The organism is Stenotrophomonas sp. 278 (genome assembly GCF_003935715.1).
In the GTDB taxonomy this organism is placed as follows: Bacteria; Pseudomonadota; Gammaproteobacteria; order Xanthomonadales; family Xanthomonadaceae; genus Stenotrophomonas; species Stenotrophomonas maltophilia_AH.
Genome location: NZ_RHPP01000039.1, coordinates 1 through 11,982 on the forward strand (window position 1 = coordinate 1; position 11,982 = coordinate 11,982).

General features: G+C 62.6%; 11 protein-coding genes. 6 read left to right on the forward strand and 5 right to left on the reverse strand.

The window, feature by feature from the left end:
• Nucleotides 1-1,530 (forward strand): DEAD/DEAH box helicase (locus EGJ34_RS08680; RefSeq protein WP_148100483.1); only part of this gene is annotated, 1,530 nt, incomplete at its 5' end.
• Here EGJ34_RS08680 and rfbD read toward each other — a convergent pair.
• Genes rfbD through rfbB form a run of 4 tightly spaced genes read right to left on the reverse strand, consistent with a single transcriptional unit; the run spans nucleotide 1,531 to nucleotide 4,931 of the window.
• Complete coding sequence (rfbD, locus tag EGJ34_RS08685; RefSeq protein ID WP_125360123.1) at nucleotides 1,531-2,418, reverse strand: dTDP-4-dehydrorhamnose reductase; 888 nt, start codon at nucleotides 2,416-2,418, stop codon at nucleotides 1,531-1,533.
• Nucleotides 2,419-2,423: 5 nt separating this feature from the next.
• Nucleotides 2,424-2,981: a dTDP-4-dehydrorhamnose 3,5-epimerase gene (rfbC, locus tag EGJ34_RS08690; protein ID WP_125360098.1), complete on the reverse strand. Its 558-nt coding sequence runs from the start codon at nucleotides 2,979-2,981 to the stop codon at nucleotides 2,424-2,426.
• Entirely contained in the window at nucleotides 2,978-3,865 is an 888-nt protein-coding gene (rfbA, locus tag EGJ34_RS08695; protein WP_125360099.1) for a glucose-1-phosphate thymidylyltransferase RfbA, read from the reverse strand. The genes rfbC and rfbA overlap by 4 nt, the downstream gene beginning before the upstream one ends.
• 10 nt (nucleotides 3,866-3,875) lie before the next feature.
• On the reverse strand, nucleotides 3,876-4,931 hold the full coding sequence (rfbB, locus tag EGJ34_RS08700; RefSeq protein ID WP_125360100.1) for a dTDP-glucose 4,6-dehydratase: 1,056 nt from the start codon (nucleotides 4,929-4,931) through the stop codon (nucleotides 3,876-3,878).
• Between the two features lie 265 nt (nucleotides 4,932-5,196).
• On the opposite strand from rfbB, the gene EGJ34_RS08705 reads away from it, so the two are divergent.
• From EGJ34_RS08705 to EGJ34_RS08725, 5 genes are all read left to right on the forward strand, one after another.
• Nucleotides 5,197-5,943 (forward strand): electron transfer flavoprotein subunit beta/FixA family protein, encoded by a 747-nt coding sequence (locus tag EGJ34_RS08705; protein ID WP_125360101.1) that lies wholly within the window; start codon nucleotides 5,197-5,199, stop codon nucleotides 5,941-5,943.
• Entirely contained in the window at nucleotides 5,943-6,881 is a 939-nt protein-coding gene (locus EGJ34_RS08710; RefSeq protein ID WP_125360102.1) for an electron transfer flavoprotein subunit alpha/FixB family protein, read from the forward strand. Before EGJ34_RS08705 ends, EGJ34_RS08710 begins: the two co-directional genes overlap by 1 nt.
• Nucleotides 6,882-7,016: 135 nt before the next feature.
• The gene (locus EGJ34_RS08715) at nucleotides 7,017-8,375 is read left to right on the forward strand and encodes a phosphomannomutase (RefSeq protein WP_125360103.1); all 1,359 of its coding nucleotides are present in this window, start codon (nucleotides 7,017-7,019) and stop codon (nucleotides 8,373-8,375) included.
• 14 nt (nucleotides 8,376-8,389) lie between these two features.
• Nucleotides 8,390-9,793 carry a mannose-1-phosphate guanylyltransferase/mannose-6-phosphate isomerase gene (locus EGJ34_RS08720; protein ID WP_125360104.1) on the forward strand — a complete coding sequence of 468 codons (1,404 nt, stop codon included), beginning with the start codon at nucleotides 8,390-8,392 and terminating at the stop codon, nucleotides 9,791-9,793.
• A 133-nt stretch (nucleotides 9,794-9,926) separates the two neighbouring features.
• Complete coding sequence (locus tag EGJ34_RS08725; protein ID WP_221740396.1) at nucleotides 9,927-10,730, forward strand: FkbM family methyltransferase; 804 nt, start codon at nucleotides 9,927-9,929, stop codon at nucleotides 10,728-10,730.
• Between the two features lie 79 nt (nucleotides 10,731-10,809).
• Here EGJ34_RS08725 and EGJ34_RS08730 read toward each other — a convergent pair whose 3' ends face one another.
• Nucleotides 10,810-11,976, reverse strand: a complete 1,167-nt coding sequence (locus tag EGJ34_RS08730; protein ID WP_125360106.1) for a nucleotide sugar dehydrogenase — start codon at nucleotides 11,974-11,976, stop codon at nucleotides 10,810-10,812.
• Nucleotides 11,977-11,982: the final 6 nt, after the last annotated feature.

Below are 11,982 nucleotides of genomic sequence, written 5' to 3' on the forward strand. Positions count from 1 at the left end.
GGTTTGCAGTTCAGCGGCAACGACGCAGCGCGTGCCGTGGCGCAGCGCCTGCTCGACGGCCCGGCCATGGTGCCGGCCACGGTGCCTGAGGGGCTGCAGGCCACGCTTCGCCCTTACCAGATGGAAGGCCTGAGCTGGCTGCAGCATCTGCGCCAGAACGCGCTCGGGGGCGTGCTGGCGGACGACATGGGCCTGGGCAAGACCCTGCAGACGCTCGCGCACATTCTGCTGGAGAAGGAAGCCGGCCGCCTGCAGCAGCCGGTGCTGGTGGTGGTGCCCACCTCGCTGCTCAGCAACTGGCAGAGCGAAGCGGAGCGCTTCACCCCCGGCCTGCGTGTGCTGGTGCTGCACGGCCCGACCCGGGCCGAGAGCTTCGACCAGATCTCCCGGCACGACCTGGTGCTGACCACCTACCCGCTGCTGTGGCGCGACGAGGAGGTGCTGCGCGGACACAGCTGGCACCTGCTGGTGCTGGACGAGGCGCAGCAGGCCAAGAATCCCCGCTCGCGCGCCGCCATGACCCTGCGCACGCTGAAGGCCGACCACCGCCTGTGCCTGACCGGCACCCCGCTGGAAAACCACCTGGGCGAGCTGTGGACCCAGTTCGATTTCCTGCTGCCGGGCCTGCTGGGCAGCGAAAAGGTTTTCAACCAGCAATGGCGGCATCCCATCGAGCGCCACGGCGACGCCCAGCGTGCGCAGTGGCTGGCCCAGCGCATGCGTCCCTTCATGCTGCGCCGGCGCAAGGACGAGGTCGCCACCGAGCTGCCGCCAAAGACGCTGATCACGCGCAGCGTGGTGCTGGAGGGCGCGCAGCGCGACATGTACGAAACCGTACGCGCCACGATGGAGGAAAAGGTCCGCCAGGCTGTTTCGCAGCAGGGCCTGGCGCGCAGCCACATCGTGGTGCTGGACGCGCTGCTCAAGCTGCGCCAGGTGTGCTGCGACCCGCGCCTGCTGCCCGGCAGCCACGTCACCGCGACCGCCGCTTCGGCCAAGCTGGAGCTGCTGCGCGAGATGCTGCCGGAGATGGTGGAGGAAGGCCGCCGCATCCTGCTGTTCTCGCAGTTCACCGGCATGTTGAAACTGCTGGGCCAGCTGCTGGATGAGCTGGGCCTGGCCCATGTGGTGCTGACCGGCGAGACCCGCGACCGCAAGACCCCCGTCGAGCGGTTCATGCAGGGTGAGGTGCCGATCTTCCTGATCAGCCTGAAGGCCGGCGGCGTCGGCCTGAACCTGACCCGGGCCGACACCGTGATCCACTTCGACCCCTGGTGGAACCCGGCGGCGGAAAACCAGGCCACCGACCGCGCCCACCGCATCGGCCAGGACCAGCCGGTGTTCGTCTACAAGCTGATTGCCGCGGGCAGCATCGAGGAACGGATCGCCGAAATGCAGGAGCGCAAGGCGGCCCTTGCCGAAACCATCCTCGATGGCGGCGGGGCCACCGGGCCGCGCTTCAGCGATGAGGATCTGCAGGCGTTGCTGGCTCCTTTGCCGGGGGCGGTGGCCAGGAAAAAAGGCGGTTGATCACCGAAGCTCGGCGATCACCCGCCCCAGACCCTGCTGCCAGGTCGGCAACGAAATTCCGAAGTCGCACTCCAGCTTGGATACATCCAGATGCGAATACGCCGGGCGTTTTGCCGGCGTCGGGTACTCGGCCGAGGTGATCGGCTCAACCTGCGGTGCGCGGGCCAGAAGACCCTGCGCGACGGCGGCGGCGAAGATGGCTTCGGCAAAACCATGCCAGCTGGTTTCGCCGTTCGCGGTCAGATGCCAGGTACCGGACAGACTGCCCGGATGCCGCAGCACCTGCGCGGTGACGTCGGCGATCAGTGCCGCCGGCGTTGGCGTACCGACCTGGTCCGCCACCACGCGCAGCACTTCGCGCTCAGCGCCCACGCGCAGCATGGTGCGCAGGAAGTTCGAACTGTGCGACGCATATACCCATGCCGTCCGGAAGATTAGATGACGTCCACCTGCATCGCGGATTGCCTCTTCGCCCGCCAGCTTGCTGGCCCCGTATACGCCCAGCGGCGCGGTTGCATCATCTTCGCGGTATGGACGGGTGCCCAGCCCGTCGAAGACGTAGTCTGTCGAGTAATGCACCAGCGGCACGCCCGCAGCCGCGCACCAGCGCGCGATCACGCCCGGTGCTTCAGCGTTGGCGCGCCACGCAGCCTCGCGATCTTGCTCGGCGCGGTCCACAGCGGTGTAGGCGGCCGCATTGACCACCCATGCCGGCTTGACGCGATCCAACAACGCAGCCAGGCTTTCAGGCTGGTCGAAGTCTGCGGTTTCGCACGGCGTTCCGTCAGCAAGCTGACCACTGCGGGTGGTGACCACCACCCCATCCAGCGGGCTCAGTGCACGCAGCAGTTCCTGGCCAAGCTGGCCGTTGCCGGCAAACAACAGCACCCGCGTCACGGGGTGTAAACCGGCAGACGATCTTCGGCGATGTCCTTGAGAAACGGGGCCACTTCATCCTTGGCTGAGAGGTTTGGAGCGCTGATCGGCCAATCCACGCTGATCTCTGCATCATTCCATCGCACGCCTGCATCAAACTCCTTCAGATAAACCTCGGTGCAGAGGTAGTTGAAGATCGCGCGTTCTGAAAGTACGGCGAAGCCATGAGCGAATCCTTCAGGAATCCAGAACTGGCGTTTGTTGTCCGCACTCAGCAAAACTGCCTCCCATTGACCAAACGTCGGTGAGCCGCGGCGAATATCGACCGCCACGTCGTACACCTCACCTTCCAGCACACTGACGAGCTTGCCTTGGGGGCGCGGCCACTGATAGTGCAGGCCGCGTAGGACGCCCTTGGTAGATGACGAGACATTGCTCTGTACGAACTGCGTCGGCAACCCCACCTCACCGAAGCGGGCCGCATTCCATGCCTCAAAGAAAAAGCCACGATTGTCGCCAAAGACGGCCGGTTCAATAACCACGCAGCCTGGCATGGCAGTTTCAATCACTCTCATGGCACCATTCCTCGCTCGGCCATCTTCATCAAGTACTGGCCGTATCCGTTCTTCTTTAGCGGAGCAGCAAGCGCCAGCAACTGCTCGCTGTTGATCCAGCCCCTACCAAATGCGATTTCTTCCGGGCAGCACACCTGCAGGCCCTGACGGGTCTGAATAGTCTCAATAAAGTTGGACGCTTCCAGCAGCGACTGGTGGGTACCGGTATCAAGCCAGGCGTAGCCACGACCCAGCGCTTCCAGGTGCAGGTTGCCCTCGCGCAGGTAGCGCTGGTTGAGGTCGGTGATTTCCAGTTCGCCGCGTGGCGACGGCTTCAGTTCGGCCGCGTAGTCGCTGGCATTGCCATCGTAGAAGTACAGGCCGGTGACCGCATAGTTAGAGCGTGGCGCAACTGGCTTTTCTACGAGATCTACGACCTTGCCTTCCTTATCGAATTCCGCAACACCATAGCGCTCTGGGTCGTTGACCCAATAGCCGAACACCGTGGCTCCAACATCGCGGGAATCTGCCTTGCGCAGCATTTCGCTGAGGCCATGACCGTGGAAAATGTTATCGCCCAGTACCAGACAGCTGGGCTTGCCACCGACGAAGTCGCGACCGATCAGATACGCCTGGGCCAGTCCATCCGGGCTGGGCTGGACGGCGTATTCGATGTTCATGCCCCACTGTGAGCCGTCGCCCAGCAGCTGCTGGAACAGCGCCTGCTCATGCGGGGTGTTGATGATCAGCACGTCGCGGATGCCCGCCAGCATCAGCACGCTGAGCGGGTAATAGATCATCGGCTTGTCGTACACCGGCAGCAGCTGCTTGCTGACGCCCTTAGTGATCGGATACAGCCGCGTGCCGGAACCCCCGGCCAGAATGATGCCCTTGCGTTGCGTCATGTTTATGTCCTCAGGCGCTGGTGCCGATGCGCTGCAGACGGTAGCTGCCGTCCAGCACGCCGTTGACCCATTCCTGGTTTTCCAGGTACCAGTCCACGGTGAAGGCGATGCCCTGTTCGAAGGTGTACTTCGGTTCCCAGCCCAGCTGGTTCTTCAGCTTGCTGGCGTCGATCGCATAGCGGCGGTCGTGCCCCGGGCGGTCAGCCACGTAGGTGATCTGGCTGCTGCGCGGCTGGCCGTCTTCGCGCGGGCGGCGCGCGTCCAGCAGGGTGCAGATGGCCTTCACTACTTCAATGTTCTGCTTTTCCGAGTTTCCGCCCACGTTGTAGGTTTCGCCCACCTGGCCCTTGGCCAGCACAGTGCGGATGGCTTCGCAGTGATCGGCCACGAACAACCAGTCACGCACCTGCTTGCCGTCGCCATATACCGGCAGCGGCTCGCCGGCCAGCGCCTTGGCGATCACCAGCGGAATGAGCTTCTCCGGGAAGTGGTACGGGCCGTAGTTGTTGGAGCAGTTGGTGGTCAGCACCGGCAGCCCGTAGGTGTGGTGGAATGCCCGCACCAGGTGATCCGAGGCCGCCTTGGAGGCCGAGTACGGCGAATTTGGCGCGTACTGGGTGGTTTCGCTGAACTTGCCGGTCTCGCCAAGGGTGCCGTACACCTCGTCGGTGGACACGTGCAGGAAGCGGAACGCCGCGCCCTTGTCGGCCGGCAGCGCCTTCCAGTAGTCGCGCACGGCTTCGAGCAGGCCGAGGGTGCCGACGACGTTGGTCTGGATGAACGCGCCGGGGCCATCGATGGAGCGGTCTACGTGGCTTTCAGCGGCAAAGTTCAGCACAGCGTCGGGCTGGTGTTCGGCCAGCAGCCGGGTCACCAGCGACTGGTCGCCGATGTCACCCTGAACGAAAACGTGGTTCGGGTTACTCTCGATCGGAACGAGAGTCTTCAGGTTTCCGGCGTAGGTCAGCGCGTCCAAGTTGATAACGCGAACGCCTTTGGCGACAGCCTCCAGGACGAAATTTCCGCCGATGAATCCGGCTCCGCCGGTGACGAGCCAAGTAGGCACAGCCTGTACTCCTGATTGCGTGTGGATTCTGGTACGGCGCGAAGGCCGCTCCAATTCAGCGGCACAGCATACATCCCAGCTTCTTCACGCCGGTATGTGCTTTGTGAATGAGGCGATGCTAGAGGGGTCCGGAATGCCGCACCGCAACATAACCATACGCATTCGCATGGTAACGCGAGGACAGTTAGAATCCAGATCCCACCCCCGCCCCGGCCGCCGTTTCCGGCCCCGGTCGTTCCCCAGTTAGTGAAGGATCCAGTACCAGATGAAAATCCTCGTCGCGTACAAGCGCGTGGTGGACTACAACGTCCGCATTCAGGTCAAGCCGGACGGTTCCGGCGTGGTCACCGACGGCGTCAAGCTGTCCCCCAACCCCTTTGATGAAATCGCCCTAGAAGAAGCCCTTCGCCTGCGCGACAAGGGCGTCGCCACGGAAGTCGTGGTCGCCACCATCGCTCCGGCAGACGCCCAGGCGCATCTCCGCAACGGTCTGGCCATGGGCGCGAACCGCGCCATCCACGTGGTCACCGACCAGGCGATCCAGCCGCTGACCGCAGCCCGCACCCTGCTGAAGCTGATCGAAAATGAACAGCCGGACCTGGTGATCCTGGGCAAGCAGGCCATCGACGACGACGCCAACCAGACCGGCCAGATGCTGGCCACGCTGTGGGGCCGCCCGCAGGCGACCTTCGCCAGCAAGCTGGAGATCGCCGACGGCAAGGCCACGGTGACCCGCGAGGTCGACGCCGGCCTGGAAACCCTGGAAGTCGATCTGCCGGCCGTGGTCACCACCGACCTGCGCCTCAACGAGCCGCGCTTCATCAAGCTGCCCGACATCATGAAGGCCAAGGCCAAGCCGCTGGAAAGCCTGCCGCTGGCCGACCTGGGCGTGGAAGCCGCCGATACCTTCAACACCACCCACTACGCGGCCCCGGGCAAGCGAAGCAAGGGCGTGATGGTAAAGGACGCCGCCGAACTGGTGGCCGCACTCAAGCAGAAGGGGTTGCTGTAATGACCAAGATTCTTGTTGTTGCCGAACACCACGACGGCAAGCTCAACCCGGCCACCGCCAAGACCGTCAGTGCCGCCGCCGCGATCAGCGGTGCCAGCATCGACGTGGTGGTGCTGGCCGCCGACCCGGCCGCCGTGGCCACCCAGGCCGCGCAGCTGGCCGGCGTGACCAAGGTGCTGACCGTGGCAAATGCGGCCAACGCACAGGCGCTGGCCCAGGTGCTGGCTCCGCAGATCGCGCAGCTGGCCAAGGGCTACACCCATGTGTTCGGCCCTTCGACCACCTTCGGCAAGGACCTGATGCCCTGCGTGGCCGCCCTCCTCGGCGTCAACCAGGTCTCTGACCTGATGACCGTGGAAGGCGCGCACAGCTTCAAGCGCCCGATCTACGCGGGTAACGCCATCATCACCGTCGACGTCCCGGCCGACCAGATCGTGGTCGCCACCGTTCGTGCGGCCTCCTGGCCGGAAGCGGCCCAGGGCGGCAGCGCCGCCGTGGAAGCGGCCAGCGTGGACGCGGCCCTGCCGACCCACACCCGCTTCATCGGCCTGGCCGCCGGTGCCAGCGACCGCCCGGACCTGCAGAGCGCCAAGCGCGTGGTCTCCGGTGGCCGAGGCGTTGGCTCGGAAGAGAACTTCAAGGTCATCTTCCAGCTGGCTGACAAGCTGGGCGCGGCCGTGGGTGCATCCCGCGCCGCGGTGGACGCCGGCTACGTGCCCAGCGACCTGCAGGTCGGCCAGACCGGCAAGATCATCGCGCCTGAGCTGTATGTGGCCGTGGGCATCAGCGGGGCGATCCAGCACCTGACCGGGATCAAGGACGCCGGCACCATTGTGGCGATCAACAAGGACCCGGATTCGCCGATCTTCGAGATCGCCGATATCGGTCTGGTGGGGGATCTGTTCACCCTGCTGCCGGAGCTGGAAGCGGCGCTTTAAGCCGCAATTGGCTCAATCAGCCGCGCCTTCCCGGAGGCGCGGCTTTTTTAATGCCTGCCAATACATAATGAGGACGACGCCACGTTCAGAACGCACCGCTATAATCGCGGACCACCCCCCGAAAGGACTGGATTGATGACGCTCCCCTGCTTCAAGGCCTATGACATCCGTGGCCGGGTTCCCGACGAGCTCAACCCGCCGCTGGCCAAGCGTATTGGTGTCGGCACTGCCGGCCTATTGGGCCCCGGCCCGGTGGTGCTCGGGTATGACATCCGCCTTAGCAGCCCGGAGCTCCATGAGGCACTGGCCGCTGGCTTCCGTGCCGCCGGTCGCGATGTGATCGACATTGGCCTTTGTGGCACAGAGGAGGTCTATTTTCAGACCTTCCATCGGCAAGCCGCCGGCGGCGTGATGGTGACCGCCAGCCACAACCCGATGGACTACAACGGCATGAAGCTGGTCCGCGAGCAGTCGCGTCCCATCAGTGGAGATACCGGCCTGTTCGATGTCCGCGACTTTGCCGCCGGTGATACGGCTTTGCCTTCGGGCGAAGGGACGCAGCGCCAGGACGCCGACAAGTCTGACTACATCGAGCATCTGCTGGGCTACGTGGATCGCAGCGCGCTGAAGCCGCTGAAGATCGTGGTCAATGCCGGCAATGGCGGCGCAGGTCTGGTCATCGACCAGCTGGCTCCGCATCTGCCGTTCGAATTCATCCGCATCCAGCATGAGCCGGACGGCAACTTCCCGAACGGCATTCCCAACCCGCTGCTGCCGGAAAACCGCGATGCCACCGCCAATGCGGTGCGAGAGCACGGTGCAGACTTCGGCATTGCATGGGACGGCGATTTCGACCGCTGCTTCTTCTTCGACGCCGAAGGCAGCTTCATTGAAGGCTATTACCTGGTCGGCCTGCTCGCCACTGCGCTGCTGAAGCGTCAGCCCGGCGGCAAGATCATCCACGACCCGCGCCTGACGTGGAACACCATCGAGATGGTGAAACAAGCGGGTGGCGTGCCGATCATGAGCAAGACCGGCCACGCCTTCATCAAGGAGCGCATGCGTGCGGAGGATGCTGTCTATGGCGGCGAGATGAGCGCGCATCACTACTTCCGCGACTTTGCCTACTGCGACTCGGGCATGATTCCTTGGCTGCTGATTGCCGATCTCGTTTCGCGCAGCGGCAACTCGCTGGGCGAGCTCGTGGCCGACCGTATGGCGGCTTTCCCGTGCAGCGGCGAGATCAACTTCCGCGTGGATGACGCCAAGGCCACGGTGGCCCGCGTGATGGCGCATTATGCGGACCAGAATCCTTCGCTTGATCACACTGACGGGGTTAGCGCCGAGTTCCCGGAGTGGCGTTTCAATCTGCGCAGCTCCAATACCGAGCCGTTGCTGCGGCTCAACGTTGAAACCCGAGGCGACGCTGCCCTGCTGCGCGCCAAAACCGATGAACTGACCGCCCTTATTGGTGGCAGTGCGGCCCAACACTGATTCAGGACGTAACTATGTTGCCGATCATTCCCGTCATTCTTTCCGGTGGCTCCGGCACCCGGCTGTGGCCGGTATCTCGCGAGGCGTATCCGAAGCAGTTCCTGCCGCTAGTCGGCAAGGACACGATGCTGCAGGCCACGTGGAAGCGGGTAGCCGCTATTGCCGGCGCGGCACCTATTGTGGTGGCCAACCAGGAGCACCGCTTCATGGCCGCCGAGCAGCTGCGCGAATGTGACGCGACGCCGCAGGCTCTGATTCTGGAACCTGTAGGCCGTAACACCGCACCGGCCATCGCAATCGCCGCATTGCAGGCCTTGGCGGCCGGTAACGACGGTCTGCTGCTGGTACTGCCTTCGGACCACGTAGTTCGCAATGAGAAGGCCTTCCACCAGGCTGTGGCGCAAGCCGCAGTGGCTGCCGAGGCCGGCAAACTGGTGACCTTCGGGATCGTGCCCACCGCCCCGGAAACCGGCTACGGCTACATCAAGGCCGCCCAGGGCGAAGGGGTGCGCGCCGTTGACCGCTTCGTCGAGAAGCCCGACCAGGCCACCGCCGAGCAATACGTCGCCTCCGGCGAGTACTTCTGGAACAGCGGCATGTTCCTGTTTAAGGCATCGCGCTACCTGCAGGAGCTGGAAGCGCTGCAGCCGGCCATTCTGGCCGCCAGCCGCAAGGCGCTGGACAATGCGGCTCGTGACAGCGACTTCATCCGCCTGGACGCGGACGCATTCGCGGCCAGTCCGAATGACTCGATCGACTACGCCGTGATGGAGAAAACTGCGGACGCCGCCGTTGTGCCCTTGGACGCCGGATGGAACGACGTCGGCTCCTGGTCGGCACTTTGGGAAGTTTCGGACAAGGACGAGAACGGGAACGCCTGCCATGGCGATGTCATCGCGGTGGACTGCCACAACAGCTACGCCTACGGCACCCGCCTGATTGCGATGGTGGGTCTGGAGGATGTGGTAGTGGTGGAGACCGACGACGCCGTATTCGTCGGCCACAAGGACCGAGTCCAGGACGTCAAGTCGGTGGTCGCGCAGATCAAACGCGAAGGTCGCAGCGAAGCAGCAGCGCATCGCAAGGTCTACCGGCCCTGGGGTGCGTATGACTCCATCGACAATGGCAGCCGCTTCCAGGTCAAGCGCATCACAGTCAAGCCGGGCGCGACCTTGAGCCTCCAGATGCACCATCACCGCGCCGAGCACTGGATCGTGGTCAGCGGCACCGCCGAGGTGACCCGAGGTGAAGACGTGATCCTCCTCACCGAGAACCAGAGCACTTATATTCCGCTGGGCGTGACCCATCGCTTGAAGAACCCGGGCAAGCTGCCGCTGGAGCTAATCGAAGTTCAGTCGGGCAGCTATCTGGGCGAGGATGATATTGTCCGTTTTGAGGATAGCTACGGACGCGCCTGATCGCGAACCTGAATTCGCTACTGTCTCACCCCGCGCGCCCGCTGCCCTGCAGCGGGCGCATTTTTTTGGCCCAATGCGGCAAATGGCAATTTCCTCTGGCAGAATCAGCCGAAATTCAGGAGGAATGAACGGCATGAAGCATGAGTCCGAGATTCTGATTGACGGACAGCCCTACACGGTTGTCACCGATGATTTGTATATGAGCCACATGGAGGGAATTTTCGAACCAGACACGACCAGGATTCTGGCGTGCATGGCACGCGGAGTCATTCTGGATGTGGGTGCCAACATTGGCCTCACTACTCTCTTGCACTCCCGCATCGCCGAGCATGTTCACGCTTTCGAGCCTTCACCAACGACATTTCAGCTTCTGAGGGAGAATCTGGAACGCGCTGATCGCCAGAACGTCACTTTGCATAATGTTGGACTGGGTGAGCAGGCGGGCACATTTGAGCTAACCTTTGCTCCGCAGAACCGTTCCGGCGCTTTCGTATCGGACCAGACCCAGGCAAGCGTCGGGCATACAATTGAGCGCATTCAAATCGAGACCCTCGATGAGGTCGTACGGCGCAGCCACATGCCTAAGATCGATATGATCAAGATCGATGTCGAGGGCTTCGAGTTACAGGTGCTTCGAGGAGGCGGTAAGTCGTTATCCCGGAACAAGCCCGCCGTGGTACTCGAAATGAACCACTGGTGTCTCAACGCGTTCCGGCGCACAAGCATTCCCGACTTCATGGATGCATTAGTGGCGCTGTTTCCAATCGTGCTGGCGGTACAGCAAGACCACCATCGCGATCTGCGCGATCCATCCAGTCGTTATACGGTGATGCACCGTCACATCAACATGTTCTGGTATCAAACGCTGGTCTGCGCCTTTGAGCCCGAGCAGGTTTCAGACCTGATCGAAGCCTTCCCGCTTCATGAGGGCGGCTGAGCCGTCTGTCAGACTCACTGGCGTTAAAGCAACAAGGCCGGGCTCTCGCCCGGCCTTGACATCAACTCTGCAGATCCCGTCAGTTGTCGCCAAACAGATCCCGGGTGTAGACCTTCTCTGCAACGTCGGCCAAGCTCTCGGACATTCGGTTGCTGATGATTACGTCAGCCTCGCGCTTGAATGCCTCGAGGTCGTTGACCACCCGCGAGTTGAAGAACTCTGCATCTCCCAATACGGGCTCATGCACGATGACTTCGACGCCCTTCGCTTTGATCCGCTTCATGATTCCCTGAATACTGGAAGAGCGGAAGTTGTCCGACCCACTCTTCATGATCAAGCGATAGATGCCCACTACCTTGGGTTTCAAACGCAGTATATCCCCCGCGATGAAATCCTTGCGGGTTGTATTGGAGTCAACGATTGCCCGGATGATGTTCTGTGGAACACTCTGGTAGTTCGCCAGCAACTGCTTCGTGTCTTTCGGCAAGCAGTAGCCGCCATATCCGAAAGAAGGATTGTTGTAGCCCCCCCCGATGCGTGGGTCGAGACAGATCCCCTCAATGATCTGACGGCTGTCCAAGCCATGCGTCATTGCATAGGTGTCGAGCTCATTGAAGTAGGATACGCGCATCGCCAGATAGGTATTGGCGAACAGCTTGATTGCCTCAGCCTCGGTCGAGTCCGTAAGGAGGACGGGCACATCCTGCTTTTCCGCGCCCTGTTCCAGCATCTGGGCAAACTGTTTGGCTTCAGCTGAACTACCGCCCACGATGATACGGGACGGGTGCAGATTGTCGTAAAGCGCGCGACCCTCGCGCAGGAACTCGGGCGAGAACAATATGTTATCCACGCCAAACTTAGCACGCACGCTTTGGGTGTAACCCACGGGAATGGTGGACTTGATCACCATCGTGGCGGCCGGGTTGATCTCAAGAACCTGCTTGATCACGGACTCAATCGAACGGGTGTTGAAATAGTTCGTTTCGGGGTCGTAATCGGTTGGCGTGGCAATGATCACGTATGCCGCGTCCGCATAGGCATCAACCGGGTCGAGCGTGGCGCGGAAGTTCAACGTACCGCTCTGCAGCGCCTGCTGGATTTCAGCGTCAACAATCGGGGACTCACCCCGATTGAGCTTCTCCACCTTGTCTGCGATCAGGTCAAGCGCGACCACTTCGTGATGGCGTGCCAACAGCACACCGTTGGAAAGGCCCACATAGCCGGTGCCTGCAATGGCGATCTTCATTGGATA